The sequence below is a fragment of the Oleiphilus sp. HI0061 genome (assembly GCF_001635675.1).
The window spans coordinates 1-2230 of sequence record NZ_LWFE01001310.1 but is presented as its reverse complement, the minus strand read 5'-3'; the positions used below and the strand labels follow the sequence as shown (position 1 = coordinate 2230).

The 2230-nt window shown below is 42.3% G+C and carries 2 protein-coding genes; both read left to right on the top strand.

Features of this window, described 5'->3' with window-relative positions; translation table 11 throughout:
• The coding region (locus tag A3735_RS20715) for an NAD(P)/FAD-dependent oxidoreductase (protein WP_068638556.1) at positions 1-1522 on the top strand (1522 nt) is incomplete at its 5' end.
• The coding region (locus tag A3735_RS20710) for an FAD-binding oxidoreductase (protein WP_231882591.1) at positions 1515-2230 on the top strand (716 nt) is incomplete at its 3' end. The genes A3735_RS20715 and A3735_RS20710, both read left to right, overlap by 8 nt.

Sequence of the window (2230 nt, the reverse complement as noted above, 5' to 3'; positions counted from 1 at the left end):
ACACTATGATGCAGTAGTGATTGGCGCAGGAAATGGCGGACTAACCGCTGCCGCGACACTGCAAAAGAATGGATGTAACACCTTACTTGTTGAGCGCCATAATGTTCCGGGTGGATGCGGTACATCTTTCGTCCGCGGAGATTTCGAATTTGAAGTCGCTTTGCATCAGTTAAGTGGCGTTGGGACAGAAGACAGACCTTTCCTTATGAGAAAAATGTTCAAGGATTTGGATGTACTCGATAAAGTTGAACTGGTTCAGGAAGAGGAGCTATATCGATTAATTGTCCCAGGGAAACAAGATATTACACTTCCCGCGAGTTGGTCAGGCATTCAAAAAGTTCTAAAACAAAATTTTCCTGATGACAGTGATGCTATCACCCGCTTCTTTGATCTAGGAAGCAAGGTTGCTATGGAGTATTACATGGCCTTGCAACAGGTTAGGCGTAGTAATGACGAAAAGCTATTAGAGTCTCAATGTAAACACTTTGCTGCCTACGGTTTAAGAACTACCGATGAAGTATTGAATGAATTCTTCAGCAATAAAGAACTGATCAATACGATCACTCCCTATTGGAGTTATGTCGGTATCCCAACCAATGAATTAGTGTTTGCAGAATTTATTGGAATGCTTTTCGCCTATTGTACCTTCAAACCTTGGCACTTTAAGGGTGGATCTCAGAGTGTTTCTAGCGCAATTATCGATTCGTTTGTTGAAGCCGGAGGGTGCGTAAAGTTTAGTTGTGGTGCGAAGAAAATACATACCGCTGATAATAAGGTTCATGCTATTACACTCGAAGATGGCCAAACCGTAAGCTGTAATTATGTTGTTTCGAACGCCAGCCCACTGATCACCTTCAATGAACTCCTCGATCTTGAAAAGCCACCTATTCAGATCCAACAAGATTTTAAATCTAGACGCAAAGGTGTTTCTGCTGTTTGCTTGTATTTAGGTTTAGATTGTAAGCCAGAGGATATCGGTATTACATCTGCCGCTACCTTCGTAATTGATGGTGACAACCAGGATATTGACGAAACAGAACTATATAAAATGACCGCACCGAAATGGGTAATGGTCACCTGCTACAACTTCATTGACGAAGATTTGGCCCCCAAGGGAAAAAGCGTCATAACTCTTGTAGCACTTCAATACGGCGAAGCATGGCAAGCACTTAGCCCTGAAGATTATGCTGAAGCAAAGTATGACTACGCACAAAAGCTCATTGATCATGTTGAAAAGGCTTACCCAAATCTCAGCCAGTATATTGAAGTTGCTGAGGTAGCGACTCCTTTAACTATGATGCGTTATTTGAACTCACCTGACGGCGCTATTTATGGCTTTAAACAACATATTCAGGATTCTCTCTTATTACGCGACCAATTGAGTGGTATTGAAGGTTTGTATTCCGCAGGAAGTTGGACAGCGCAAGGAGGTTTTCAACCGACCTATATGGCCGGTGAATCAACGGCAAAAAGTATATTGCGTAAAATTAAAAAGTCACAAACGGAGGCTCAACATGCATAAAAATCGCAGCGCAGAACAAAACGTATTAGATGGTGTCGTTGGCTACGTTGAAGCCGTAAAAAAGAAAACCGAGATAGAGCTTAGTGGAAGCGACTTTAGCGAAGAGAAAGGTGCTACGCAAAAGACTATCGACAGTCTACATCCTAAACGCCTTCGTTTACTTGTTACCGATATTTTTACTGATACGCCATCCACGAATACTATTCGTGTCAAAGCACTTGATGGTTACCTTCCCCCTTTTCAAGCAGGTCAGTATATTAACGTTTTTGTTGAGATAAATGGTTCGCCAACTGCCAGACCTTATGCGATGTCTTCCTCTCCCACTGAACGAGACTATTATGACCTGACCGTTAAAAAGGCTCATAGCGGTTTCGTTAGCCATTATTTAGTTGATGATCTGAAGCCTGGTCAAGAGCTTACTAGCACCGGCCCAATGGGAAGCTTTCATCATAATCCACTATTCCATGGTAATGATCTAGTATTCTTCGCTGGCGGATCCGGGATTGCACCTGCACGTAGTATGATCAAACATATCATCGCTAAAGATCTCCCTCATACCATGCATATTATCTACAGCAATAGTTTCGAGGAGGATGTAATATTCGCAAAGGAAATTCGCTCCTATGCCAAACAGAATCACAATATAAAACTTACAGAATTAATCTCAAGGCCAAGTGAAAGTTATCAAGGCATCGGCGGACGTGTTAC